The sequence below is a fragment of the Reella acinonychis genome (assembly GCF_052384575.1).
In the GTDB taxonomy this organism is placed as follows: domain Bacteria; phylum Pseudomonadota; class Gammaproteobacteria; order Enterobacterales; family Pasteurellaceae; genus JBQSUQ01.
In genome coordinates this window covers 343698-370352 of record NZ_JBQSUQ010000004.1, presented here as the reverse complement: position 1 = coordinate 370352, position 26655 = coordinate 343698, and the positions used below count along the sequence as shown (strand labels likewise).

Annotated in this window: 24 protein-coding genes and 1 other RNA gene; 13 read left to right on the top strand and 12 right to left on the bottom strand. The window is 37.1% G+C overall.

Features of this window, described 5'->3' with window-relative positions; all coding sequences use genetic code 11:
- The first annotated feature begins 42 nt into the window (after positions 1-42).
- A complete protein-coding gene (locus tag ACT2CV_RS03145; RefSeq protein ID WP_464972477.1) occupies positions 43-1251 on the top strand; it encodes a restriction endonuclease subunit S in 1209 nt (402 codons plus the stop codon).
- Positions 1252-1342: 91 nt separating this feature from the next.
- Here ACT2CV_RS03145 and ACT2CV_RS03140 read toward each other — a convergent pair whose 3' ends face one another.
- The 3 genes from ACT2CV_RS03140 to ttcA form a co-directional block, all read right to left on the bottom strand.
- A complete protein-coding gene (locus ACT2CV_RS03140) occupies positions 1343-1567 on the bottom strand; it encodes a sulfurtransferase TusA family protein (protein ID WP_464972478.1) in 225 nt (74 codons plus the stop codon).
- Positions 1568-1583: 16 nt separating this feature from the next.
- Positions 1584-2615, bottom strand: coding sequence for a YeeE/YedE family protein (locus tag ACT2CV_RS03135; RefSeq protein WP_464972479.1), 1032 nt, complete (start codon positions 2613-2615; stop codon positions 1584-1586).
- A 137-nt stretch (positions 2616-2752) separates the two neighbouring features.
- Complete coding sequence (gene ttcA / locus ACT2CV_RS03130; RefSeq protein ID WP_464972480.1) at positions 2753-3676, bottom strand: tRNA 2-thiocytidine(32) synthetase TtcA; 924 nt, start codon at positions 3674-3676, stop codon at positions 2753-2755.
- A gap of 197 nt (positions 3677-3873) precedes the next feature.
- On the opposite strand from ttcA, the gene mukF reads away from it, so the two are divergent.
- The 7 genes from mukF to ACT2CV_RS03095 all read left to right on the top strand — a co-directional run bounded on the left by mukF (position 3874) and on the right by ACT2CV_RS03095 (position 14141).
- Entirely contained in the window at positions 3874-5208 is a 1335-nt protein-coding gene (gene mukF, locus ACT2CV_RS03125) for a chromosome partition protein MukF (RefSeq protein ID WP_464972481.1), read from the top strand.
- Positions 5209-5287: 79 nt separating this feature from the next.
- Positions 5288-6037, top strand: coding sequence for a chromosome partition protein MukE (mukE, locus tag ACT2CV_RS03120; RefSeq protein WP_464972482.1), 750 nt, complete (start codon positions 5288-5290; stop codon positions 6035-6037).
- Positions 6037-10539 (top strand): chromosome partition protein MukB, encoded by a 4503-nt coding sequence (gene mukB, locus ACT2CV_RS03115; RefSeq protein ID WP_464972483.1) that lies wholly within the window; start codon positions 6037-6039, stop codon positions 10537-10539. The genes mukE and mukB overlap by 1 nt, the downstream gene beginning before the upstream one ends.
- 118 nt (positions 10540-10657) lie before the next feature.
- A complete protein-coding gene (locus ACT2CV_RS03110) occupies positions 10658-11524 on the top strand; it encodes an EamA family transporter (RefSeq protein ID WP_464972484.1) in 867 nt (288 codons plus the stop codon).
- A 527-nt stretch (positions 11525-12051) separates the two neighbouring features.
- Positions 12052-13467 (top strand): exodeoxyribonuclease I, encoded by a 1416-nt coding sequence (sbcB, locus tag ACT2CV_RS03105; protein WP_464972485.1) that lies wholly within the window; start codon positions 12052-12054, stop codon positions 13465-13467.
- Positions 13468-13494: 27 nt separating this feature from the next.
- Positions 13495-13914, top strand: coding sequence for a hypothetical protein (locus tag ACT2CV_RS03100; protein WP_464972486.1), 420 nt, complete (start codon positions 13495-13497; stop codon positions 13912-13914).
- Positions 13915-13955: 41 nt separating this feature from the next.
- Positions 13956-14141 (top strand): antitoxin VbhA family protein, encoded by a 186-nt coding sequence (locus ACT2CV_RS03095; protein ID WP_464972487.1) that lies wholly within the window; start codon positions 13956-13958, stop codon positions 14139-14141.
- Between the two features lie 26 nt (positions 14142-14167).
- On the opposite strand, the gene ACT2CV_RS03090 is transcribed toward ACT2CV_RS03095, so the two are convergent.
- The gene (locus ACT2CV_RS03090) at positions 14168-14518 is read right to left on the bottom strand and encodes an Asp23/Gls24 family envelope stress response protein (RefSeq protein WP_464972488.1); all 351 of its coding nucleotides are present in this window, start codon (positions 14516-14518) and stop codon (positions 14168-14170) included.
- 686 nt (positions 14519-15204) lie between these two features.
- A complete protein-coding gene (gene folE / locus ACT2CV_RS03085) occupies positions 15205-15867 on the bottom strand; it encodes a GTP cyclohydrolase I FolE (RefSeq protein ID WP_464972489.1) in 663 nt (220 codons plus the stop codon).
- Between the two features lie 135 nt (positions 15868-16002).
- Between folE and moeA the strand changes: the two genes are divergently transcribed.
- Both moeA and moeB read left to right on the top strand, forming a co-directional pair.
- Positions 16003-17214 (top strand): molybdopterin molybdotransferase MoeA, encoded by a 1212-nt coding sequence (gene moeA, locus ACT2CV_RS03080; RefSeq protein ID WP_464972490.1) that lies wholly within the window; start codon positions 16003-16005, stop codon positions 17212-17214.
- Between the two features lies 1 nt (position 17215).
- On the top strand, positions 17216-17938 hold the full coding sequence (gene moeB, locus ACT2CV_RS03075; RefSeq protein ID WP_464972491.1) for a molybdopterin-synthase adenylyltransferase MoeB: 723 nt from the start codon (positions 17216-17218) through the stop codon (positions 17936-17938).
- A 17-nt stretch (positions 17939-17955) separates the two neighbouring features.
- Here moeB and metX read toward each other — a convergent pair whose 3' ends face one another.
- The gene (gene metX, locus ACT2CV_RS03070; protein WP_464972492.1) at positions 17956-19026 is read right to left on the bottom strand and encodes a homoserine O-acetyltransferase MetX; all 1071 of its coding nucleotides are present in this window, start codon (positions 19024-19026) and stop codon (positions 17956-17958) included.
- 194 nt (positions 19027-19220) lie between these two features.
- On the opposite strand from metX, the gene ACT2CV_RS03065 reads away from it, so the two are divergent.
- Positions 19221-19889 (top strand): SanA/YdcF family protein, encoded by a 669-nt coding sequence (locus ACT2CV_RS03065; RefSeq protein WP_464972493.1) that lies wholly within the window; start codon positions 19221-19223, stop codon positions 19887-19889.
- On the opposite strand, the gene ACT2CV_RS03060 is transcribed toward ACT2CV_RS03065, so the two are convergent.
- Together ACT2CV_RS03060 and dinB are read right to left on the bottom strand one after the other, a co-directional pair.
- Positions 19886-20437 (bottom strand): elongation factor P hydroxylase, encoded by a 552-nt coding sequence (locus tag ACT2CV_RS03060; protein ID WP_464974009.1) that lies wholly within the window; start codon positions 20435-20437, stop codon positions 19886-19888. The two genes, ACT2CV_RS03065 and ACT2CV_RS03060, sit on opposite strands and share 4 nt — an antisense overlap.
- A 33-nt stretch (positions 20438-20470) precedes the next feature.
- A complete protein-coding gene (gene dinB, locus ACT2CV_RS03055) occupies positions 20471-21538 on the bottom strand; it encodes a DNA polymerase IV (RefSeq protein WP_464972494.1) in 1068 nt (355 codons plus the stop codon).
- A 133-nt stretch (positions 21539-21671) separates the two neighbouring features.
- Between dinB and ACT2CV_RS03050 the strand changes: the two genes are divergently transcribed.
- Positions 21672-22580 carry a LysO family transporter gene (locus ACT2CV_RS03050; RefSeq protein ID WP_464972495.1) on the top strand — a complete coding sequence of 303 codons (909 nt, stop codon included), beginning with the start codon at positions 21672-21674 and terminating at the stop codon, positions 22578-22580.
- Between the two features lie 98 nt (positions 22581-22678).
- Positions 22679-23045: a transfer-messenger RNA gene (gene ssrA / locus ACT2CV_RS03045) on the top strand.
- Between the two features lie 427 nt (positions 23046-23472).
- On the opposite strand, the gene ACT2CV_RS03040 is transcribed toward ssrA, so the two are convergent.
- The 4 genes from ACT2CV_RS03040 to pyk form a co-directional block, all read right to left on the bottom strand.
- A complete protein-coding gene (locus tag ACT2CV_RS03040) occupies positions 23473-23763 on the bottom strand; it encodes a hypothetical protein (protein WP_464972496.1) in 291 nt (96 codons plus the stop codon).
- A 66-nt stretch (positions 23764-23829) separates the two neighbouring features.
- A complete protein-coding gene (locus ACT2CV_RS03035) occupies positions 23830-24291 on the bottom strand; it encodes a ClpXP protease specificity-enhancing factor (protein ID WP_464974010.1) in 462 nt (153 codons plus the stop codon).
- Positions 24292-24296: 5 nt separating this feature from the next.
- Positions 24297-24935: a stringent starvation protein SspA gene (gene sspA / locus ACT2CV_RS03030; protein ID WP_464972497.1), complete on the bottom strand. Its 639-nt coding sequence runs from the start codon at positions 24933-24935 to the stop codon at positions 24297-24299.
- A 201-nt stretch (positions 24936-25136) separates the two neighbouring features.
- The gene (pyk, locus tag ACT2CV_RS03025; protein ID WP_464972498.1) at positions 25137-26576 is read right to left on the bottom strand and encodes a pyruvate kinase; all 1440 of its coding nucleotides are present in this window, start codon (positions 26574-26576) and stop codon (positions 25137-25139) included.
- Between the last annotated feature and the right edge of the window lie 79 nt (positions 26577-26655).

Genomic DNA, 26655 nt, shown 5'->3' with positions numbered 1-26655 from the left:
GGCTAAAGCCCATCCTACCAAATACGAAAAAATGAGATAACAATGAACGTAAATAATATCTTACAACTGATTGAACAAGCCGAAGTGGAGTGGAAGCCTTTGGGGGAAGTAGCTGAGCTAGAAAGGGGAAAAACAATCACAGCTAAAAGTGCAACTGTAGGAAACATTCCCGTAATCAGCGGTGGGCAAAAACCTGCATATTTTACAGGCGATTTCAACAGAAATGGAGAAATAATTACCGTAGCAGGCAGTGGGGCTTATGCAGGTTTCGTAATGTATTGGAATGAACCGATTTTTGTCAGCGATGCTTTTTCGGTTAAACCAAATGAAAACTTATTATTAACAAAATATGTTTATCATTTTTTGTTAAGCAATCAAATGAAAATTTTTGGAATGAAAAAAGGTTCAGGTGTGCCACACGTTTATCCTAAAGATGTAGCAACGTTACAAATCCCAATCCCCCCAATTTCCCTACAAAAAGAAATTGTAAAAATACTTGACAAATTAACCGAGCTGAAAGCTACGCTGAAAGCTGAATTATCCCTGCGTGAAAAACAATATCAGTATTATCGCGATTTGCTCTTGACGTTTGAAAATGGTGAGTTAGGCTCTCTGGCGACAGCGAGCGACAGCGAGCGACAGCGGAGAGCGGTAGTTGTATGGAAAACATTGGGTGAAGTTGCGGAAAGAATTTACTCTGGCGGAACACCGAAAACAGATATTTCCCAGTATTGGGAAAATGGTGATATTCCTTGGATGAGTTCTGGGGAAGTGAATTTGGGAACAGTATATGCAACAGAGAAATTTATAACAGAATTGGGCTTAAAAAATTCTAATGCAAAATTTGTACCTAAAAATTCGGTGGTTATTGCATTGGCAGGGCAAGGGAAAACACGTGGAAAAGTTGCGAGAATTAGACTTGATTTAACAACCAACCAATCTTTGGCGGCAATCGTTTTTGATGAACAAAAAATCAACCCTGATTATGTTTTCCATTTTTTAAATACACAATATGAAAATTTAAGACAAATTTCATCGGGCAATGGAACTCGTGGGGGATTAAATTTGCAGATGATTTCCAGTTATAAAATCCCCATCCCACCCCTTGAAACCCAAGCCAAAATCGTAGAGATCTTGGATAAATTCGACACGCTCACCCAATCCATCAGCGACGGCTTGCCGCGTGAAATCGAATTACGGGAGAAACAATATCAATATTATCGGGAGAAATTATTAAATTTCCCACAATAAAGCGATTACGAAAAAAGTGCGGTGAATTTCACCGCACTTTTTGTTTACTGAACTAATGAAAAACCACCTTCTAATAAAGGTGGTTTTTGACTTAACTTTTTTGAATAGCAATTTCCCACATGCCGTCGCCGACTTGGGCAAAATGAGTAACAGGATAATTGTTTTCCGCTGCCCAGCGTGGTAGGTTTTCTGTTGCTTCTGCACAAGTGAACTGGATTAGCAGTTCATCGCCAACGTCGAGTTCAACAATTTTCTTTTTTGCTTCCATTAGTGGAAAAGGGCAAAGATGACCATTTGTATCAAGAATGTAACGCATAATTTCTCCTTTGTAATTAATGTCGATTTGGACGAACATACATAAAGTAGCTCATAATCCAAGTACCAAAAATAATGAACAATAATGATAACCAGCCTTTTGTGCTCATCACAGCGGTTGCAGTCAAGCCATTGCCGATAGTACAACCGCCAGCTAATGACGCACCAACACCCATTAATAAGCCGCCAATAACGCTGTTTCTTAATGTTCTTAAATCAGGCATTCGCCATTTGAATTCATGGCTGCCTTTGGCGGCGATATAAGCACCAAACATAATGCCGAGTACTAAAAATACGCCCCAATTGATTTTTTTTTCATCGCCAGTAACTAAAAAGCTAATAATATTCGCGGAAGGCCCGGTAATGCCTAAGCCTGCAGTTTTACCGTTCATGCTATTTGCCACCCAAGCAGCAAAAGCTAATAAACCGATAAAAATAGCAGCGACGAAAGGATGATAGCGTTTTTCAAATAGATAATGACGCAATCCAGTATAGCGTGGAGGCAATGTGGCGACTTTAAGTTGAGGTTTGCTTAAGGTTTTATACACTAAGAATAACGTGATAACCGTAAGTAATCCAACTAGCCACCAAACAGAAATCCCTAAACTTGCCGCTAAATTATCATTGATTTTAACGTACTGTCCCATGGATTTTTGTATTGGATTTAACGCGCCTAAGCGCATCATTGCTGCGCTGATCATGTACATAATCAATGCGACCCAGCTACTAATTAGACCTTCTCCCGCGTGATACCATGTACCAGTTGCACAACCGCTGGCAAGGACGATACTCATGCCAAAGATGATGGAACCGATAATGATGGATACAACGGAAAAATCTTTGTAAGGTGAACCTATATAGCCTAATTCCATCAAACTAATCACACCGATACTTTGCACACAAATGGCGATAAGTAAGGCGTAGAACATGCGATTATTTTTCGCAATATACATATCGCGGAAACCACCAGTAAGGCAAAAACGGGAACGTTGAAAGACAAAGCCAAGTAGGCTACCAATAAGAAATGCAGATAGAAATGACCAAAACATAACTAAACCTTAGTATAATGTAATGAAAAATGGAGTTTTAAAATAAAAATTTTTTCTATTTCTGTCAATCTTGATTTTTTATTTTTGTGACAAAAATCAAATATCTAAAAAAAGTGCGGTGAATTTCACCGCACTTTTTAGCTGATTTCTTTAAATTGAATGAGTTGTTGTTCGGAAAATGCTTCGTCTTCATCAAAAATTGGTGAGGTAATTTCTTCTTTATCGAAAGCAATGTCGCCCTGAATGCCATCTAATGTTTGTCCTTTCTTAATCCCTTTAAAATCAAAGAGTTTTGGATCACATAAATGCGAAGGCACGATATCTTGCATAGCGCTAAACATGGTTTCTAATCGCCCTGGATATTGGCGATCCCAAGTGTTAAGCATTTCTTTCACCACTTGACGCTGTAAGTTGGGTTGAGATCCACAAAGATTACAAGGAATAATCGGGAATTGTTTGGCAATCGCATATTTTTCAATATCTTTTTCTTTACAGTAAGCCAAAGGGCGAATTACGATTTGTTTGCCATCATCACTAATGAGCTTAGGTGGCATGGATTTTAATTTGCCACCGTAAAACATATTTAAAAATAGAGTGGCAAGCATATCATCACGATGATGTCCCAATGCAATTTTGGTTGCGCCTAATTCCGTTGCGGTACGGTATAAAATGCCTCGGCGTAAACGAGAGCAGAGCGAACAAGTGGTTTTGCCCTCAGGGATTTTTTCTTTCACAATGCCGTAGGTGTTTTCTTCTACAATCTTGTATTCCACCCCGATACTTTGTAAATATTCAGGCAATACATGTTCTGGGAAACCCGGCTGTTTTTGGTCTAAATTCACCGCCACAATATCAAAATGCACAGGCGCATTTAGTTTTAAATTTAAGAGAATATCTAATAAGGTGTAGCTATCTTTGCCGCCAGAAAGGCAGACCATGACTTTATCGCCTTCTTCAATCATATTGAAATCTGCAATGGCATTGCCAACATTGCGGCGTAGGCGTTTTTGTAGTTTATTAAAATTATAGGTTTGTTTTTTTTCTTGATTCTGATCGTTCATATTCATTGCTATCTTCAGATTTTGTTAACTTGCGTATAGTAAGGCGTAATGAAAAAATTTCAATAAAAAGATAGGGATTTTTATTTTAAACAACGATGACAAATGTCTTTCATTTATTCAAATCTTACAAAAAAGAGAAAGATCCTGTATAATTTCGCCTAATTTTGTATCTATTTTCTGTGTTGTGAGAAATTTTCATGTTAGAAACATCACAAACCATTCCTGAATTGGTTTCTTGGGCAAAAGAGCGCGAGTTTTCGTTAAATTTAAATACAGAGCGTTTGTCTTTTTTGCTCGCCATTGCCTTATATAACAATGAACAAATTGATGGCGAAATGCAAGAAAGTGATTTAGTCGATATTTTCCGTCGTGTTTCAACGGAATTTGAACTTTCTGATAACGTGGCGACGCGTGCCAATAACGCCATTAATGATTTAGTGAAACAACGTTTCCTCAATCGTTTTAGTAGCGAATTTACTGATGGTCTTTCTATTTACCGTTTAACACCGCTGGGTGTTGGTGTATCCGATTATTATATCCGCCAACGTGAGTTTTCTGCATTACGTCTTTCTGTTCAATTGGCCATTGTTGCCGATGAGATCCAACGTGCTTCTGAATCAGCGGAAGAGGGAATTGAAAAAAATGAAGATGAATACTTTTGGCGTCGTCAGGTATTCGCACCGTTAAAATATTCTGTGGCAGAAATTTTCGATAGCATTGATTTATCTCAACGCATCATGGATGAAAATCAACAAAGTATTAAAGAAGAAATCGCAGAATTATTAAGTAAAGATTGGCAAGCAGCTATTGCAAGTTGTGAACGTTTATTAGATGAAACTTCTGGCAATTTACGCGAATTACAAGACACTTTAAATGCTGCAGGCGATAAATTACAAGCACAGTTGCTGCGAATTCAAGATTGTGTGATCGGTCAGGATAATTTGTATTTTATTGATCAGCTGATTACCGATTTGCAAGCCAAATTAGACCGCATTATTAGCTGGGGGCAACAAGCCATTGATTTATGGATTGGTTATGACCGCCATGTGCATAAATTTATTCGTACAGCAATTGATTTAGATAAAAATCGAGTGTTTAGCCAACGATTACGTACCTCAATTCATCAGTATTTTGATCATCCTTGGTTCTTATGGACTGCTCAAGCTGAACGCTTAGTGGATTTACGCGATGAAGAATTAGTGTTGAATAGTGAAGACGCCTTAGGTGAATTGCCAGAAGAGTTGCAATATGAATCTTTGGCTGATTTACATGATCAAATTGTTGAACACATGCAGAATTTACTCATTGAATATCGTGAACATAATCGCCCAATTGATCTCAGCCTAGTGCTCAAAACACAATTGGAAAACTACCCATTATCAAAACATTTTGATGTTGCCCGCATTATCGTCGAACAGGCAGTGCGTTTAGGTTTAGCGAAAGATGATTTAAGCGGTATTTATCCTGATTGGAAAGCCATTAACCAACATGGTGCAGAAGTGCAAGCGCATATTATTGATGAATACGCATAATCCGTAAAACTTGTGATTTTTTTCACCGCACTTTTGTTATTTTTACAGACAAATTTCTTAATTGAATAAAGAGAAAACAATGACAGACAATCTTCAAGACTTCATTTCAACTAAATTGGCGAGCGCAATTGCCAATCCATTGTTTCCGACCGTTGATAGCCAATTACGCTCAGGTAAACATATTGGGCAAGAATATTTAGATAACTACGCCTTTTTGGCCGAATTTCAACATGAATTAGACAGTTTTTATCGTCGCTATAACGTTGAGTTAATTCGTGCGCCAGAAGGTTTTTTCTATTTGCGTCCCAAAGCTACGACCTTAATTTCTCGTTCAGTGCTAACCGAGTTAGAAATGTTAGTGGGGAAAGTCTTGTGTTATTTGTATCTCAGCCCAGAACGCTTGGCACAGCAAGGTATTTTTACCATACAAGAAGTGTATGATGAGTTGTTGAACCTTGCAGATGAAAGCAAATTATTAAAAGCTATTAATTTGCGAGCCAGTGGATCTGATTTGGATAAACAAAAATTAGCGGAAAAAGTCAGAGCTGCCATTGGACGTTTACGCCGTTTAGGTATGTTACATACTGTAGGTGAGCAAAATAGCGGTAAATTTACTATTTCAGAATCGGTTTTCCGTTTTGGTGCGGAAGTGCGTGCCGGCGATGATCCAATTGAAGCACAATTACGTTTAATTCGTGATGGTGAAGCAGCAAATCCACAATCATTACAGGCTGAAAAAGCCGCATTAAAAACCTCATTAGATGAAAGTGCGGTGGAAAATGATGAAGATTTTGAAGAAGATGAAGATAATCAAGAAGGAGCAGAATAATGGCTGATTATGAATTAGAACAAGCTATGCCTGATGTTGAAGTGGAAGAAACTCAAGAAAATTTGACCGCACTTTCATCAGTTTCTGCTACGCAAGTAGAACGTGGCAAATTCCGTTCTTTAACATTGATTAACTGGAATGGTTTTTTTGCGCGTACATTCGATTTAGATGAATTAGTCACCACACTTTCAGGGGGAAATGGTGCAGGTAAGTCAACTACTATGGCTGGATTTGTGACGGCATTAATTCCTGATTTAACCCTGTTACATTTCCGTAATACGACTGAAGCGGGCGCCAGTGGCGGTTCGAGAGATAAAGGTTTACATGGTAAATTGCGTCCAGGCGTCTGTTACGCGGTATTGGATACCATCAATTCTCGCCATCAACGTGTTTTAGTGGGGGCGAGATTACAGCAAATTGCAGGTCGTGATAAAAAAGTAGATATCAAAACCTTTAGTTTGCAAGGCGTGGAATTAGCGGTAAATCCAACCGCACTTTTTACTGAAGTGATTAATGATCGCCAAGCGAAAGTATTAAACCTAAATGAATTAAAAGACAAAGTAGAGCAAATTGGCGGACAATTTAAACAATATCATTCCATTACTGATTATCATGGCATGATGTTTGATTTAGGTATTATTCCGAAACGTTTACGTTCTTCTTCTGATCGAAGCAAATTCTATAAATTAATTGAAGCTTCTTTATACGGTGGTATTTCTAGCGCTATTACAAAATCATTGCGTGATTATCTATTACCTGAAAACCTAGGCGTTCGCAAAGCCTTTCAGGATATGGAAAGTGCATTGCGTGAAAACCGTATGACATTGGAAGCCATTAAATTAACCCAAGCTGATCGTGATTTATTTAAGCATTTAATTACAGAAACCACCAATTATGTTGCTTCTGATTATATGCGTAATGCGAATGAGCGTGAAGGAAATATCCACACCGCTTTATCTTTCCGTAAAGAATGGTATCAAGCCAAATCTGAGCAACAATTATCACAACATCGTTTAATTGATTTAAGTCGTGAAGCCGCGGAATTAACGGAAAGTGAGAAAACATTGGAAGTGGATTATCAAAGTGCTTCTGATCAGCTCAATCTTATTTTTAATGCATTACGTCATCAAGAAAAAATCGAACGTTATCAAGGTGATGTAGCTGAATTAAACGAAAAATTAGAAGAGCAAAAAATGGTGGTTGAAACCGCCAATGAACAGCTAGAAGAAAGCCAAGCACAGTTTGATCAAGTGGAACAAGAGATCGATCAAATTCGTTCTCAATTGGCGGATTATCAACAAGCACTTGATGCTCAACAAACACGCGCGTTGCAATATCAACAAGCCGTTCAAGCATTAGAAAAAGCAAAAAATCTCTGTGGTTTAGCTGATTTAAGCGTCAAAAATATTGATGATTATCATGGAGAATTTGAAGCACAAGCGGAAACATTAACTGAACAAGTGCTTGAATTAGAACAAAAAATGTCAATTTCTCAGGCAGCAAAATCACAATTTGACAAAGCCTATGAATTGGTATGCAAAGTGGCTGGTGAAGTACCTCGTTCTGCAGCTTGGGAAAGTGCAAAAAGCTTATTGGCAGAATATCCAAGCCAAAAAGTACAAGCTGCGCAAACTCCACAATTACGTGCAAAATTACATGAATTAGAACAGCGTTATCAACAACAACAAAGTGCGGTGCGTTTATTAGCAGATTTTAATCAACGTACCAATATGCAGCTTGAAACAAGTGATGAATTAGAAGAATGTTATGCAGAACAAGAAGCATTAGTTGAGGATTTAACCAGTGCAGTATCAGATCATGTAGAACAACGTTCGACTTTACGCCAAAAACAACAACAGCTAATAACACAGCATCAACAACAATCTGCGAAAGCACCAGCTTGGTTGACTGCACAAGCCGCATTGGAACGTTTAGAAGAACAATCTGGTGAGAAATTTGCTGATAGCCAAGATGTGATGAATTTCATGCAAGCACAATTGGTTAAAGAGCGTGAGTTAACCATTCAACGCGATCAGCTAGAACAAAAGCGCCATCAATTAGATGAACAAATTTCTCGTTTAAGCCAACCAGATGGTTCAGAAGATGCGCGTTTAAATGTGTTAGCTGAACGCTTTGGCGGCGTGCTTTTATCTGAACTCTACGATGATGTTTCCTTTGAAGACGCTCCTTATTTCTCAGCATTATATGGACCAGCGCGCCATGCAATTGTGGTGCGTGATTTAAATGCGATTAAAGATCAGTTAGAACATTTAGATGATTGCCCTGAAGATTTATATTTAATTGAAGGTGATCCAGCAGCGTTTGATGATAGCGTTCTTTCAGCACAAGAATTGACCAATGGTGTTGTTGTTCAGGTGTCAGATCGTGAAGTCCGTTACTCAAAATTCCCTGAAATTCCATTATTTGGACGTGCGGCTCGCGAGAAACACTTAGCTGAATTAGAAATTCAACGTGATGAAGTGGCGGAACAATATGCACAACGTGCATTTGATGTGCAAAAATGCCAACGTTTACATGAACATTTCAGTCAATTTGTTGGCTTGCATTTGGCATTGGCGTTCTTGCCAAATCCAGAAGAGATCATGCGTGAAATCAATGCAGAGCGCAATGAAATTGAGCGAGAATTAACCGCACTTTCAACGGAAGAACAACAAATTCGTTTAAAATTGGATTCTGCAAAAGAAAAAATGCAATTGTTGAATAAGTTAATTCCTCAGTTGGCATTGCTTGCAGATGACAGTTTAGTCGATCGCATTGAAGAATGTCGTGAACAACTAGACATTGCTGAACAAGATGAACATTTCATTCGTCAGCATGGGGTGACATTGTCACAACTTGAACCAATAGCGGCGACATTACAAAGTGATCCGGAACATTATGAGCGCTTAAAACAAGATTTAGCCCAAAGCACTATGTTGCAAAAACAAGTACAACAAAAAGTATTTGCTTTAGCAGATGTTATGCAACGTAAAACGCATTTTGACTATAAAGAAACAGTTCAAACAGAAAGCAATGGACTAAATGAACAATTACGCAGCAGATTAGAACAAACACAAGCGCGTCGTGAACAACAACGCGAGCAATTACATCAAAAACAAAAACAATTTGCTGATTACAATCGCATTTTTATTGAATTACAAAGTGCGTTTAATAGTAAAAATGATTTGCTAAAAGAGTTATTAAGCGAAGTAAATGAGCTGGGTGTAAGAGCTGATGCAGGTGCAGAAGAGCGAGCGAGAAATCGTAGAGAAGAATTGCACCAACAACTTTCCGCAAATCGTCAGCGCCGTTCTTATGTTGAAAAACAATTAACATTAATTGAGAGTGAAGCGGAAAATCTTAACCGACGAATTCGCAAAGCAGAACGTGATTATAAGCAACAGCGTGAATTAGTGGTTGCCGCGAAAGTCAGCTGGTGTGTGGTAATGCGTTTATCACGCAATAGTGATGTGGAAAAACGTTTAAATCGTCGCGAATTAGCTTATTTATCCACTGATGAACTACGTTCTATGTCGGATAAAGCCTTGGGTGCATTACGTCAGGCGGTTGCTGATAATGAATATTTGCGTGATGCATTGCGAATTTCTGAAGATAGCCGTAAACCTGAAAACAAAGTGCGATTCTTTATTGCGGTATATCAACATTTACGCGAGCGTATTCGTCAAGATATTATCAAAACAGATGATCCAATTGATGCGATCGAACAAATGGAAATTGAGTTAAATCGTCTCACTAACGAATTAACAGGACGCGAACAAAAATTAGCCATTAGTTCTGAAAGTGTAGCGAATATTATGCGTAAAACCATTCAACGTGAACAGAATCGTATTCGTATGCTTAACCAAGGATTGCAAAATATTTCGTTTGGTCAAGTGAAATCAGTTCGTTTGATGGTGAATATTCGTGATACGCATGCAATGTTACTTGATGCTTTATCAGGTAACAGTGGCGATTATCAAGATCTCTTTACTGATAATCGCATGACATTCTCCGAGGCTATTGCGAAATTATATCAACGATTAAATCCGCATATTGATATGGGACAACGTACTGCACAAACCATTGGCGAAGAATTGTTGGATTATCGTAATTATTTGGATTTAGAAGTGGAAGTCTATCGTGGTGCTGATGGTTGGTTGCGTGCGGAAAGTGGTGCATTATCAACGGGTGAGGCCATTGGTACGGGGATGTCTATTCTATTAATGGTCGTACAAAGTTGGGAAGAAGAAAGCCGCCGCATGCGAGGCAAAGATATTGTGCCTTGTCGCTTGTTATTCTTAGATGAAGCAGCGCGTTTAGACGGAAAATCTATTTCCACCTTGTTTGAATTATGTGAACGTTTGGATATGCAATTATTAATTGCTGCTCCTGAAAATATTAGTCCAGAAAAAGGTACAACCTATAAATTGGTGCGTAAGATTTCAGGTAACCAAGAGCAAGTTCATGTGGTTGGTTTGCGAGGCTTTGGCGCCACAGAATAAATTTGAAAGTGCGGTTAAAATTTTCTGATTTTTAACCGCACTTTTATTATGTTTAACATGAAATTTAACATACTCAATTTTTATCCATACTTGATAATGAAAAAACAAGAGGTTCTCAATGCATTATCTTATTCTTGCTATTTTATGTAGCGTTTCTGTTTCAGTGTTATTTAAATTAAGCAAAAAATTTAACGTAGTAACAGAACAAATGGTTGCCTTTGGTTACATTATGGCACTTTCTTTAAGCTATTTTTTACTAAAACCTAATTTCGGCGATTTAGGTTTTACGGAATTTTTCTTGCAAAGCGAAGCAAAACCTATTTTCTTGATTTTAGGGATCATCTTACCTGTTGGCTTTATTGTTATGTCAAAAGCCGTTGAGTTTGGCGGAATTGTGAGAACAGATGCAGCACAACGTTTAGCGCTATTTTTACAAATTATTGCTGCTGTCGTCATTTTTGGCGAAACATTAAGCCATGTGCGAATTGGTGGGGTAGTGGTTGCCTTTTTTGCGTTGTTTTTCCTGTTATTCAAACCTGCAAGTGCGGTGGAAAATAGCTTAAAAGCCGCATTGGCATTAGCGGGCGTATGGTTAATTTGGGGATTGTCTGGCGTTTTATTCAAAAAAGTGGCTTTAATGGGGGGCGCTTTCCCGAATACCTTATTTATTGCTTTCGTCTTGGCAGCTATGGTGATGTTTAGCTATTTATTATTTAAACGCACCAAATGGTCTGTATCGAGTTTTATTGCGGGTTTAATTCTTGGCGGATTGAATTTTGGTAATATTTTATTCTACATTTATGCACATCAATACTTTAAACAAAATCCAACTATTGTGTTTGCTACCATGGATTTAGGGGTGATTTGCTTAGGTACAGTAGTTGGTGCAATGATCTTTAAAGAACGCTTAAGTAAAGTCAACATTATCGGCATTGGTTTGGGAATGTTAGCGATTGGATTAATGTATATCGAAAAACTCGTTTAATTTGTAGCCTAATTTTTTACTTAATTTTTAGTTTCTCCATTGACATCTTATTTTTTTTTTACAATAGTAAGGTTTCAATTTTTTTAGTCGCATGGAGAAACATTATGTCACATAGTAGAGAATGTCCTTTTTGTAACACAGTAGTTCCAGCTAGTGCTACAGTTTGTACAGGTTGTCAAGCTGAATATCTTTCACGTAAAGAAGTGGTACGTGAAAAACTTATCAGAGGATGGGCGTTTATGATAGCCCTAATGCTTTTTCCAACCATTCTTCTTATAATGGAATTTACAGATGTGGCCATAAAAGGCTTTGTATGGATATTCGCTATTGGGGGATTCTTAAGTTGGCTCGTCTATATCACTACCAACAAATCTGGTGTATGGAGACGAAGAAGTTAAGATAAATATCATATAAAAAATAAACCCAGCAAAATCGCTGGGTTTATTTTTTGCTAAAACTGCGGTGCATTTCCTCCGAGTTTTAATCTGTGCTAGAATTTTACCAAATTTCTACTAAAGCAATTTATTATGTCTGAATTTAGCTTTTTTATTTACGATTACGAGAGTTTCGGGGTGAATCCTGCTAGCGATCGCCCCGCACAATTTGCAGGCATTCGCACTGATGCGGATTTTAATATTATTGGTGAGCCAGTTATGTTGTATTGTAAGCAAACCAATGATTATTTACCTTCGCCAGAAGCGGTGTTGGTAACAGGTATTACACCGCAGGAATGTAATGAAAAAGGACTACCGGAACCAGAATTTGCAGCCCGTATTTTAGCGGAATTTAGCCAACCTAACACCTGCGTAATGGGCTATAACAACATTCGCTATGATGATGAAATGACGCGTTATACCTTTTATCGTAATTTTATTGATCCCTATGAATACAGCTGGAAAAATGGTAATTCTCGTTGGGATTTATTGGATGTTGTGCGTGCTTGCTATGCATTACGTCCAGAAGGCATTGAATGGGCATTTGACGATGAAGGTGTTCCGTCTTTTCGATTAGAAAAATTAACTCAGGCAAATGGCATAGAGCATAGTAACGCCCATGATGCAATGGCAGATGTGTATGCCACTATTGCAATGGCAAAATTGATCAAAGAAAAACAACCTAAACTGTTTCAATTTTTCTTTGAAAACAGGGAAAAAAGGGCAGTAGAGCAACTTATTGATACTGCTAATATGACGCCATTGGTTCATGTTTCGGGGATGTTGGGCAATTATCGCGGCAATACGGCTTGGGTTGTGCCTTTAGCCTGGCACCCAATCAACAAAAATGCAGTGATCGTTTGTGATTTAAGTGCAGATATAACGGATTTATTGCATAAAAGTGCGGTGGAATTACGACAAAATTTATATACGCCTAAAGCAGAATTATTGGAACAGGATATTTTACCGGTGCCATTAAAACTGGTTCATATTAATAAATGCCCAATTCTTGCTCCTGCAAAAACCTTATTACCTGAAAATGCACAACGTTTAGGTATTGATAGAGAATATTGTTTGCAAAATCTACAGAAGTTACGCCAATCAAATGAAGTGCGGTCAAAAGTAGAGGATATTTTCAGGGATGAACGCATTTTTGAGAAAAGTGACAACGTAGAAACTGAGCTATATAACGGTTTCTTTAGTTTTAATGATAAAAACAATATGGCGATTCTGCGTCAATTGCCGGCGGAAAAACTTGGGGAATCGGGATTAACCTTTGAAGATAGTCGAATCCCTGATTTATTGTTTCATTATCGTGCAAGACATTTCTTTAAAACATTAAATCGTACTGAACAATTGCAATGGGAACGTTATCGTCGTCGAAAATTAGAACAAAGTGCGGTGGATTTTGAGCAAAGAATGCAAGAATTAGCTAATTTAAATGCCGATAATCCCGAAAACTTAGCATTATTACATCAAGTTTATGAATATGCCGCAAAATTACTTTAAGTGACAATGTAACATAAAATAGAAATAATGAATATTTTGATTGATTTTGATGGCACTTGCGTGACGCATAGCTTTCCTAAAGTTGGCGAAGATATTGGCGCAGCGCAAGTGCTCAGAGATTTAGTAAAAAATGGACATAACCTTATTTTATTTACCATGCGTGCAGAAGATTGTTATTTAGAAGATGCGCTGAATTGGTTTAAACAAAATAAGATTAGCCTATATGGGATTAATGTTAATCCACAGCAGCATAAATTTACCAGTTCACCAAAAGCGTTTGGTGATTTAATTATTGATGATATCGCATTAGGAATCCAAACCTTTCCTTGCCATTATTACCGTCCTTGTGTTGATTGGAAATGGGCAGCAGAAATGTTACATAAAAAGGGATTGTTAACAGCTGATCAAATTCAACAATATGATTTTAGTATGCGAGCTTACTTATAAATATCAATTATAAGAGCAAAATTTTATAAAAGGTGATTATTATGATTTCAGAAGCTGAAAAACGCATTAGACGTGAGGCTATTGAGTATGCAAAGGCAACTCTTGAACTCGATGGCGTAGTTTTATCAAAAGAACTATGGAAAATCGCAGAAAATTATGCAGATGGTATTTTAGATAAAGAGGAGTTTGATAAAGAATTTATTGATGCCATCAATAAAGGTTTATAAAGCCGACGAATATCGGCTTTATTACATTATTTAGGCATATATCTATAAAATGTTACCTTATTTTTTGCATCAGGACTTCTAACATAGATTAGTAAAGCATAAAGGGACAATGAAAATAGTACTATTGCAATAATGCCAAATAAAGTCCAGCCAGCAGTTTTACTTAAATGTTGTATTGATGTAAAAATATGTTCTCCCAAAAAACGCAATAGATAAAATCCGCCTACTAAACCTACAACTAGCGATATAACGAAATAAGGGAGTACACTTTCTCCATATTTAACTGTTGCTTGACAACCACGACATACAGAGATACCTCGCTCGGATTCAGTAAAACAAAATGGACATTTAATCATTTCAGATGTTTTATTATTCATATAGCCTCTTTATTTTAGTTCAAAAAAATAACCATATAAGTTCGGGAATTCTAATATTTGGACTCTAGCATAATATTCTGCGGTAATCTATTAATTTTTTCGTTATATTTTATTAGTGCTCTGCATATTTAGTAAAGTGATCTACTAATAAAATATTTACGAGGACGTACCCGCATTTGTGGATATATTTCGGCATTTTCCGCCTTAAATCATTTCAATTTTCCATTTCATTGCCTTGTTAAACTAGGCTATCAATACAGTTTATAACTCAATGATTTTATTATTACGTAGTTTTCGCTAACATTGTAACTAATTTCGCATAATGTATATTATGTTAAATTAAATATTAAACAAGTCACTTTTGTGTCCTCTATTTTTAATAAAATGATTTTCAGTATGGATTGTTACTGAAATTGAAGTTAACGAAATTTATTTTTAATAAGAAGTTTTTATGATTAGATAAGAAATGTTGGATAATTTTAAGCGACCGATCATATAAATATATTAAGATTGGCTTTAATATGTTTGTAGCTGTGTTATAAGATATTTAAAAAGCAATGAATTGTTCTTATATATTTCAATGAAATCTGATGATGTGAATAAATTTAGATAATAAAAATGAGCGTTAATATTACGCCCATTTTTAGATGTTTATTTATAAAAAGTAGCTAGATTTGACCGCACTTTTACTTATTGATCAGTGTTAAGAATTCTTTGCGAGTTTCTCTGTCATCAAGGAATACACCACCAAATGCTGAGGTGACGGTGTAACTATTACTATCTTTAATCCCACGACATTTCACACAAAAATGCGTTGCTTTTACATAAACTGCGACATCTTCAGTTTCAAGGATTGTTTGAAATGCTAATAAAATTTGTTCAGTTAAACGTTCTTGCACTTGCGGACGTTGAGCAAAAAACGCTACTACTCGATTAATCTTAGATAAACCGATTACCCATTTTTTGGGATAATATGCAACAGAAACGGTGCCATCAATAGTCACAAAATGGTGTTCACAGGTGCTGGTTAATGTTACATCATTCACTAACACCATTTCGCTGACTTTCATACGATTTTCTATATTGGTGATTTTAGGAAAATTTGCATAATCTAAACCGCTAAAAATCTCATCAACGAACATTTTAGCTAAACGATGAGGTGTTTCTTCAATGCTATCATCTTTTAAATCTAAACCAATTAACGCTAGCACTTCGCGCATTTTGCTTTCAATTTGAGTGCGACGTTCATCTTTGGTTTGCGTTAAATTAATATCAATCATTGGGGTTTCAATCCCCTTTTCAACTAAAGCATTACGCACTTTAGCTGCTTCTACTGAAATATTGCCCATTTGTAACTCCCATACAAAATAATCGGCTATTCTAGCAAACATTCTTACAAGAATAAAATGAGAATATTCGTTAGGCAGTATGAAAAGTTTTAGTATAAAATAAAGAACAAAATTGAAACTGAGAAGGATTTCATTATGCTAACGTTAGATCAAGCTCTTGATAAAATATTAACTACTCTTCCAAGTCCAAATACAACATTTCAATTACCTATTCATCAAGCAGTTAATTTCATCTGTGCTGAAGATATTATTTCTCCAATTAACGTGCCTTCTTTTGATAATTCCGCAATGGATGGTTATGCAGTTCGTTTAGCGGATTTACAACAATCCATGAAATTAGAAATTGCGGGAAAATCCTTTGCTGGCAATCCTTTTTCTGCTGAATGGCAAGAACAAAGTGTGGTGAGAATTATGACAGGTGCAATGATTCCCGAAGGGACGGATGCAGTTGTTATGCAAGAAGAAGTTACCTTAAATGATGACGGCACTGTAACCTTTTCATCAATGCCTAAATTAGGGAAAAATATTCGTCGCATTGGCGAAGATGTGTCTCAGGGTGATGTTGTGTTGAAAAAAGGCGAAAAACTCACCGCAGTTTCTTTGCCACTCCTAGCCTCTTTGGGTATTGAAAACGTGGCAGTATATCCTCGTCTGAAAGTGGCTATCTTATCAACTGGCGATGAATTAGTTCCTGTTGGGCAACCATTAAAATCAGGACAAATTTATGATACTAACCGCTTTGCTGTACGCTTAATGTTAGAAAAATTAAGTTGCGATGTATTGGATTTTGGCATTTTACCTGATAATCCAGCACAATTTGAGCAAGCATTTATGCAAGCACAAGAACAAGCTGATTTAGTTATTACTAGTGGTGGTGTTTCTGTGGGTGAAGCTGATTTTACCAAAACAGTTTTAGAAAATGTGGGCGAAATTAATTTCTGGAAATTAGCAATTAAACCGGGCAAACCTTTTGCCTTTGGTAAATTGCCTCAAGCGTGGTTCTGTGGTTTACCAGGAAATCCGGTTTCTGCTTTGGTCACTTTTTATCAATTAGTGCAACCTGTTATTGCAAAATTATCAGGTGCAAATTATGTTCCTCCTCAAACATTGCCCGCTATTGCTAAAAAACCGATGAAAAAAGCAGTTGGGCGCCTAGATTTCCAACGTGGCTTTTATCAAGTGAATGAACAAGGTCAAATTGAAGTTGAGCCAGTGGGTTTCCAAGGTTCTCATTTATTTAGCTCTTTTGTGAAAAGCAATTGTTTTATTCGTTTGGAACAAGAACGCGGTAATGTTGCAATTGGTGAAAATGTGACCATTGAACCCTTTAATTATTTGTTGAGTTAATATGGCTGAATTAAGTTATCAAGAAGAATTACGTTATAACCGCCAAATTATTCTCAAATCGGTGGACTTTGACGGGCAAGAAAAATTAAAAGACAGTCGAATGTTAATTGTTGGTTTAGGTGGTTTAGGTTGTGCAGCGAGCCAATATTTAGCCACTGCAGGCGTGGGCCATTTAACTTTATTAGATTTCGATACTGTTTCATTATCGAATTTACAGCGCCAAGTCTTGCATAATGATAGTCGCTTAGATATGCCAAAAGTGGAATCTGCCAAAATCGCGTTGCAACAATTAAATCCTCACGTTCAAATTGAGACCATTAACGGTTTACTCGGCGAAGAAAAACTCGCTGAAATTATACCGCACTTTGATGTGATCTTAGACTGTACTGATAACGTGGATACGCGAAATCAGCTAGATCGTTGTTGCCAACAAGCCAAAATTCCACTGATTTCAGGCGCAGCAATTCGAATGGAAGGTTTAATATCGGTGTTCACTTATGAACCGAAATCCCCAACTTATCGCAATTTAAGCCAATTATTTGGCGAGAACGCGTTAACCTGTGTTGAGGCTGGTGTGCTCTCTCCTATTGTCGGCATTGTAGGTTCTATTCAAGCTTTAGAGGCCATAAAAGTGCGGTTAAATATTGGCAAGAATTTGTGCGGTCGTTTATTAATGATCGATGGGCTGAATATGGCAATTCGAGAAATCAAGTTACCTTGCTAATCTGTTGTCGAGCAGGATTAATTTAATCCTGCCCGAATTTTCCCTTCAAATATGTCATAATCCACTAAAAAAGCGTCATGGCCATAATCGGATTCAAATTCAAAATATTGTAAATTCACTTGGCTTTGTTCTAATAAATGACGACTTTTGTGTAAATCAACCAGTTTAAATAATTGATCATTGGCGACTGCAACTAAGGTATAACGCGCTTTAATGCGAGAAAGTGCCTGTTGCATATTATCAAACCCCAATGCAGGATCATACAAATCTAAAGCTCGTAATAAATGCAAATAGCTATTGGCATCAAAACGATCTAAAAACTTCTTGCCTTGATAACTCAAATAGCTTTCGACTTGGAACAAATCCCCCCAGAATTGCCCTTCTGATTTCATCGCGCGCCCAAATGCTTTGGCTAACTGAATATCCGTCCGATAGGTCAACATACCTAACATTCTAGCTATTGCCAGTCCTTTGTGAGGTGGCTCGCCGTCATAATAGTCGCCATTATTAAAATTAGGATCGTTAATCACCGCCTGACGCATCACATGATTAAAACCAATAGCTTCAGCACTAAAGGTTAAAGAAGAACAAAGATTAATCACATTGTCCATAAAATCAGGATAATTAATTGCCCATTGTGTAGCTTGCATACCACCAAATGATCCGCCAACAACAGCATGTAAATGAGGAATTTGCAAATAATCAATGAGTGCTTTTTGTACTTGAACGATATCCTGTACAACAATATGTGGGAATTGACTGCCGTAAGGTTTTTGGCTGTCGGGATTGATTGAAGATGGCCCCGTTGTGCCTTTACAACCGCCTAACACATTGGAACAAATAAAAAAGTATTTGCTGGTATCAAAAACCAACCCTTCTCCCATAAAGTGTTGCCACCAACCCGATCCGCCTTCAGCAAAATAAGGTTCTGCATCTCCCGTTAATGCATGACATAATAAAATCGCATTACTTTTATCTGCGTTTAACGTACCGTAAGTTTGATAAGCAACTTCAATATGTTTAAGTTCACCACCTAAAGCAAGATTTAAAGGTTGTTGCGCAAATAAAATGATTTTTTTTACAGCCATTACTATTCCATTAACGAAAGCGTTCCTATAGTTGAATAGTTATAAACTACCTTCGTGTACCTAAGTTGTCAAGAAATTTTAGACGTTTAGATGGCTAAAATTTATTTTGGAAAATTCGCTTGAATTTCACCGCACTTTTCTTTATGGTACTTATATTCTGAACATGGATAGATTACACCTATTGCTGTAACCCAATGATAAACATCCCTTATAAATCCTTCACAAAAAGACTTATTTATAGTGCCAGTGCGTTGATAAGCTTAGGCATAATCAGTTTATTTGCTGTGGATCAATTTGTTGGTTATAGCGTCAAATCGCAAATTTATGATCAAATAGACAACACACCTTATCGCCCCTATGCCGTTTTACTCGGCACCGCCAAATACGTTGCAAAAAATACCCCTAATCAATTTTATAATCACCGTATTGAAAGCACCAAAGCCTTATTTGATGCAAAAAAAATTGATTATATTCTGCTCAGTGGTGATAACCGCACATTGCAATACAATGAACCTCGCACCATGAGAAAAGATTTAATTAAGATGGGCATTGAAGAACAGTTTTTATTTCCTGATTATGCAGGTTTCAGAACGCTTGATAGTATTATTCGCGCGAAAGAAGTGTTTAAAGCGGAACCTATGTTGATTATTTCGCAACGTTTTCATTGTGAACGGGCGCTGTTTATTGCAAATTATCACAATATTAACGCCATTTGTTTTGCTGCGGACAACCCCGATATTTATACTTTAGTCCGTTTGCGTGAAATGTTAGCGCGATTCTTAATGGTATGGGAATTATTGACCGAAAAAGAACCGCACTTTTTAGGCTCGCCAGAGCCATTGCCTCCGCCAATTAGTCGTTAAATACGACTAATATCAAATTTAGCTAAATCAATACAATCTTCTGTATGATAAAAGTGGGCCAATGCTTTGCGTAACGTTTCAGCTCGTTTAGGCAACCCTTTTTCCGCATACAGTTTTACTTGATCATAAACCGCTTGTTTAAACGGTAAAGTATCGCCAGGATTACCATTTAAGTTATCTGCGCTCGCAAAATAGCGGAAATTCGCTGCAGTAGCTAAAATCCATTCAATCGCTTGCGGTTTTACTTCAACCTGTTCAAAATCACGTTGACGCTCAGTTGAACGCCCATCAGGTTCATACCAATAACCAAAATCTTCTAATAATCGACGCTGTTTACCAGCAACCAACCAATGCGCAATTTCATGTAACGCGCTACTATAATAACCACGCGCAAAATAAATTGCATGATAAGGCACGTTTTCATTTGCGGGAATATACACAGGCTCATCCCCGCCTTTCACTAATTTCGTGTTATATTCTTCAAAAAAACATTGCTCAAAAATCGCAATAATATCTTCTAATTTATGGGTTTCTTCATTTTGTTGCATCATTTATTCCTTTCGTTAAAATTTTTGAACATTTTACCACAAACACATTTGTTTGCTTTGTAGTTGTGTTGGAATATTTACATAAAGACCAATTAATCTTATTGTTCTACCCTGACTACGTTGCCAAGCTTGTTGTAATAATTGGTGGAAAGTTTGTTGCTCAAATTTAACCGCACTTTTTTCTAAACTGGTGATTTGAAAATCATCAAATTTTAGCTTTATGCCCATTTTAGAATACGAACTTAACGCAATATCCGGCTTCACTTTTAACATACGCTGTTCCAATTCAACGTATAGCTGCTCCATGATTTCTCTTGATTGTTCAATACGCAAAATATTCTGTGACAATGTCACCTCAACACCGATAGATTTACGTTCACGATGAACTTGCACTTCCCTCAAATCAATGCCATGGCTGAAATCCCAAATACGTTTTCCCATTTTGCCAAAGTGATGTAACAAGGTGACGAGTTCTTGTTTTTGCACATCGGCACAAGTGATCAAACCTAAATTGGCAAGCTGTTCATTGGTTACTTTTCCCACGCCGGGAATTTTCTTTAATGGTAAATGTGCAATAAACTCATTCACTTGTTCCGGTTCTATCACAAACAATCCATTAGGTTTATTTTGATCTGAGGCAATTTTAGCTAGAAATTTTAACGGCGCGACACCAGCAGAAGCCGTCAATTGCAGTTCATTAAAAATCGCTTGCCGAATTTCTTCTGCAATCCAAGTGGCTGAGCCTGAACATTTTTGGCAATCCGTTACATCTAAATAGGCTTCATCTAAAGACAATGGCTCAATAATATCGGTATAACGACGAAAAATCTGATGAATTTGTTGAGAAACTTGTTTATACAACGCCATTCTGACAGGTAATAGCACCAAATGAGGACAATGTTTTAATGCTTGTGCTGTCGGCATGGCGCTATGCAAGCCAAAAGCCCTCGCTGCATAATTACAGGTAGCTAGCACACCTCTATTCTGCGCTGAGCCACCCACAGCAATGGGTTTATCTTTTAATGCTGGATTTTCTCGCATTTCAATTGCTGCGTAGAAACAATCCATATCAATATGAATAATTTTTCGTAATTTCGCCATAAAAGTGCGGTTAAAAATACTCTATTTTTTCACCGCACTTTACCACAAAACTGTATAACCAACCAGTAAAATTATCTTAAAACTTATTTTTAATAATGCTATACTTACTGCTTTATGAATGGTGGGAAATAGAATGTTAAACGGTTTACTTATTGTGTTAATCCCAATGTTTTTGGGATATTTGATTAAATCAAAAAATCAAACATTTTTAGCAATTATCAACAAAATCGTGATGCTTTTGTTGTATATGATTTTGCTGATTATGGGTATTTCTCTCGGTCAATTAGAGGACGTCGCCACCAAATTACCAATCATTGGTTTTTCAGCCTTTGTGTTTAGTGCCATTATCACATTATGTAATATGGCAGGTTTACTCACCTTCGATAAATTAAACCCAGCACCATTGAAACAGTTATCAACCAATATGCCACCGCGTTGGAAATTATTGATCGATAGCCTAAAACTTTGCTCAATGGTCTTTATTGGTTTTATTGTCGGTTTCTTTAGCCAAAATGCCATCACGTTACCTTTTGGTACTAGCACCTATGTATTAATCACGCTCATCTTTTTTATTGGTATTCAATTACGCAATAATGGCATTGCTCTACGCGAAGTAATTTTCAATAAACGAGGTATTTACACCGGCTTGATCATGATCATAACTTCATTAATTGGTGGCATGTTATCCGCATTGTTCTTGAAACTTCCAATAACGCAAGGATTGGCTATTTCATCTGGCTTAGGTTGGTATTCTTTATCAAGTGTGGTAATCAATAATGCTTGGGGACCGGAATTTGGTAGCATTGCTTTTTTCAACGATTTATCGCGTGAAATTCTAAGTCTATTTATTATTCCCTTCTTTATCTTTAAATACCGTTCCACTGCCGTTGGTATTGCGGGCGCAACAGCGTTAGATTGTACGCTACCCATTATTCAACGTGCAGGCGGATTAGAAGTGGTGCCACTAGCCATTAGTTTCGGTTTTGTGACCAATATTGCCCCACCGATTTTATTGGTATTCTTTTCTTCCATTCCGATTTAATCAATAAAATCATTGTGTAATCAATAAGCATGAAATAAAAGTGCGGTGCATTTTTCTTTAGTTTTATCAAAATCTCTGCTAAACTAACCGCACTTTTTGGGGCTGATTCTGGATTCGACGGGATTGGCGAAGCCCAAGGTGCACGTCGAGGTGCGGTAGGCCTCGTAAATAAACCGCAAAACAATAGTCGCAAACGACGAACAATTCGCTTTAGCAGCTTAATAACCTGCTCATAGCCTTCGCTCCCCAGCTTCCGCTCGTAAGACGGGGATCAAGCGGAGTCAAACCCAAACGAGATCGTGTTGAAGCCGCCGCTTTAGGATCGAAGCACTAAATTGAATAAAGCTAGTTTATTGATGGCGTGTCTGTCCGCAGTCAATTTACGAAATTAAAGACCAGACTAAACGTGTAGTGCTGAAGGTAGAGTAATTTCGGACGCGGGTTCAACTCCCGCCAGCTCCACCAAATCGTTAAACAATACAGACTAAAATAGACCGATAAAGCCTTGAAAATCAACACTTCAAGGCTTTTTTATTGCCTAATCCTGACTGATATAAACTAATAAAAACTGATGATTTTAGTTATACGTTTAGTTATACTGTTAGCATATAGCAAAAAACCGTATAACTAAAACCATTGAAAACCCTTGCATATCAAGGCTTTTCGGGATTTTCTTATTTTTACATATCGTATAACTAAAAAATGGCACGTATAACTAAACAGCTCACAAATAAAGAAGTGGATAGCGCATAGTGTAAGAGATAGCATAAGCCAACATTATAACTATTCTGATTATTTCAAATTAAGTAGGCAAGCTATACAACTATGAAGTAATTTTATAGCTCAATGTAAGAAAGTATAGATGAGAAAATTGAGGTAAAGACACAGCTTTTTATTTGAGTTTATTGATGAAATTGCTCCAAAAAAAGATATTTTTATTTGGTTTTTCTTTTGATTTAATCTCTTTTTCTTTTTGTGATAATTCGCTTAACCTATTAACTTTATTATTTTCAAAATTAGTAACCATTGCTTTCAGTTCTTGTAAATCTTTTTCTGCTTGAGCTAATAGACGTTTAGTTTCTCTTTGTTCTTGCTCTTCCAATCTCTCATAACATTTATTTGTTGATTCATTATCTAATAAACAAAACCCAGCAAGAATTTTTGAAAATGTAGAATCAAACATAAATACTCCTAATTTTAATAAGTAAAAATCCACCTTCTATGCAGGTGGATTTTTACTTTTTATACACTATTTAATAATTTTCAAATGAGATACTGAGGCTATCGTGTTTTTCTTTGTCGATGAAGCTGATGTTTTTTTCGGTTTATCCACAACATCGGTAAAGCCAATTGGCTGCTCTGTTGGTACTAAATTCATTTCATCATAAGCCGCTTCAGGTTCAAACATCACCCCATCGCCGTTTTCACGAGCATAAATAGCGAGAGCTGCGCCCATTGGAATGTAAATATTACGAGGGATGCCTTGAAAGCGCGCATTAAATTCAACAGCTTGTTTGCCTAAAGAAAAACCGCCCACAGCACCTGGCGAAATATTTAATACGATTTGACCGTCTTTTACATATTCTTGTGGAACTAAAACACCAGGATAATCTGCATCGACAACTAAATAAGGTGTAAAGCTATTATCAATCAACCAATCGTAATAGGCTTGTAATAAATAAGGTCGTTTCGGGGACGATTTATATTCCATTGCCATTATTTATCATCCATTAAATTTTTAGGTGTTAATCTGCCAACAGATTGTTGGAATGAATCACGATCAAATACACGATCCATATAGGCTTTTAACGCTTTGCTTCCTGTACCAGTAAATTTCACGCCTAGTTCTTGCATACGCCATAATAATGGTGCGATATAGCAATCCACTAAACTAAATTCTTCACTCATAAAATACGGGAATTGATTAAAAATAGGTGCAATAGCAAGCATTTCTTCTTTTAATTGCTTTAATGCGTTATCTCGATCTGCGCCTTCAGTTTTTTCAGCTTTTAATAAGGTTGGGTACCAGTCTTGCTCAATTCTCATCATTAAAAGACGACTTTTACCACGAGCTACTGGATAAACTGGCATTAATGGTGGATGAGGAAAACGCTCATCAAGGTATTCCATAATAATGCGAGAATTAAATAGCACTAAATCACGATCAACTAAAGTCGGTACAGTACCATAAGGATTTAATTCCATTAAATCTTCAGAGACCATTTGAGGATCCACCTGCTCTGTTTCATACGCTACACCTTTTTCTGCCAAAACTATACGAACCTGATGGCAGTAAATATCTGATTTATCAGAAAAAAGAGTCATTATTGAACGTTTGTTTGCAGCGCTACTCATCTAGTCCTCCGACGACTAAAATAGAATATAATGGTGATTAAAATTCAGTACCCTCAATATAAGGGGCGACTATTATAGCATAAATCTTGCTTTAATTTCCAAGTTTTACTGAAATTTACTGGTAGGATCAACGGATAGATAAAATATATACCTATAAAAAAACGGTGAATTTCTCACCGTTTTTTACGTCTATCTTATTTATTACTCAACAATTAATGTGCGGCAAGTATTAGTACCACCATTACTCAACGCATCGCCTTGAGTTAATAAAACTAAATCACCAGAAACTAAGAAACCTTTTTCTTTCAACATTTGTACTGCAATACGAGCACCTTCTGCTGAGCGGGTTTCATTATCAAAATGAATTGGTGTTACACCGCGGTATAATGCACAAAGATTTAATGTTTTTTCATTTTTAGATAACGCAAAGATTGGTAACCCAGAACTAATACGAGACATTAATCTTGCTGTACGACCAGAAGCTGTCATCGCAATAATTGCTGCAACGCCTTTCATATGGTTCGCTGCATACATTGCTGAGAACGCAACAGATTCTTCAATTGTGGTGAATTCACCATCTACACGATGACGAGAAACGTTAATGCTTGGCATTTTCTCAGCACCTAAACACACTTTTGCCATTGCAGCAACTGTTTCTGATGGATATTGACCTGCAGCTGTTTCGGCTGAAAGCATTACTGCATCCGTACCATCTAATACTGCGTTTGCAACATCCATAACTTCCGCACGAGTTGGCATTGGATTGCTGATCATCGATTCCATCATTTGAGTTGCGGTAATCACAACGCGGTTTAACTGACGAGAACGACGAATTAATTTCTTTTGAACACCAACTAATTCAGGATCACCGATTTCAACCCCTAAGTCACCACGTGCAACCATGATAACGTCAGACGCTAAAATAATGTCATCCATTGCAGCTTGATCAACAACCGTTTCCGCACGCTCTACTTTCGCAACGATTTTCGCATCTAAACCTGCTTCTTTTGCTAATTGACGGGCATAGTTTAAATCTGCACTTGAACGAGGGAAAGACACCGCTAAATATTCCACACCAATGCGAGCTGCAGTAATGATATCTGCTTTATCTTTTTCAGTTAAGGCATCAGCAGATAAGCCACCGCCTAATTTGTTAATCCCTTTGTTATTAGATAAAGGACCACCAACAGTTACTTCAGTGAATACTTTTGCACCTTCAGTGGATAAGACTTTTAATTGAACACGTCCATCATCTAATAATAAAATATCGCCAGGAACCACATCTTGTGGCAATGATTTATAGTCTAAACCAACAGCTTCTTGATGACCTTCGCCTTTTGGTAATTCTGCATCTAAAACGAATTTATCGCCAACATTCAAGAAAATTTTGCCTTCTTTAAAAGTAGATACACGAATTTTCGGACCTTGTAAGTCACCTAAAATTGCAACTTGTTTACCTAATCTTTTTGCAATTTCACGTACTCTTGCTGCACGACCGATATGATCATCTGGCGTACCATGAGAAAAGTTCATACGTACAACATTAGCACCCGCTGCAATGATTTTTTCTAAATTATTTCCTTTATCTGTGCTAGGCCCCATTGTACATACAATTTTCGTTCTTCTTAATTTTCTTGACATTACGCTCTCCGTTATTTTTTGCCATCAATTTAAATCATTTTACTCAATCTAACCAAAGCTTATCGCCTACTTTCTGGTC